Annotated in this window: 1 protein-coding gene; it reads right to left on the bottom strand. The window is 61.2% G+C overall.

Annotation, left to right across the window (positions count from 1 at the left end):
* On the bottom strand, positions 1-685 hold a 685-nt coding region (locus KK062_RS31290), incomplete at both ends, for a beta-ketoacyl [acyl carrier protein] synthase domain-containing protein (RefSeq protein WP_254088053.1).

The raw sequence follows: 685 nt of genomic DNA, 5'->3' as shown, positions 1-685 counted from the left end.
GTGTAGTTTAAGGGTATCGAACGGTATGTTGGGATTCGGCCGGCGGAAGTGCAGGCTTGGCGGCAGTTGACGATGCTGCATGGCGAGGATCACCTTGATGAGTCCGGCCATGCCTGCGGCGCCTTCGAGGTGGCCGATGTTGGTTTTTACCGAGCCGATGTGGAGTGGCCGCGTGCGGCCTGGGCGGAAGAATTCGCCGAGTGCCTGTGCCTCGGTAGGATCGCCGCGGCGGGTGCCGGTGCCGTGCGCTTCCACGTAGTGGATCATGTTGGGCAAAAGGCCGCTGTGCGCGTACGCCTCTGTTAACAGCTGTCGCTGGCCGGCCACGCTGGTGGCGGGCAGGGTTTCATTATAGCCATTGTTATTCATTGCCGTGCCGCGAATGACGGCATAGATGCGGTCGCCGTCGCGCTCGGCCCGGGCGAGTGTCTTGACGAGCAGCACACCACCGCCTTCGCCGCGCACAAAGCCATCGGCGTCGGCATCGAAAGTACTGCAGCGGCCTTTTACAGACAGGCCGCCAAACTTCGACAGGAGTATATATTGATCGGGGTCGAGCAGGTGGTTGACACCGGCAACGACGCCTAACGAAATGCTGCCGTCCCACAGTGCCTGGCAGGCCAGGTGTAAGGCTGACTCTGATACACATCTGACGCTGCCGACGAAGTTGGCTGTGTAGATCTCG

It is taken from the genome of Dawidia cretensis, from assembly GCF_018598175.1.
GTDB lineage: Bacteria > Bacteroidota > Bacteroidia > Cytophagales > Cyclobacteriaceae > Ohtaekwangia > Ohtaekwangia cretensis.
The sequence above is the reverse complement of the archived record's forward strand: the minus strand, read 5'-3'. Positions and strand labels throughout refer to the sequence as shown.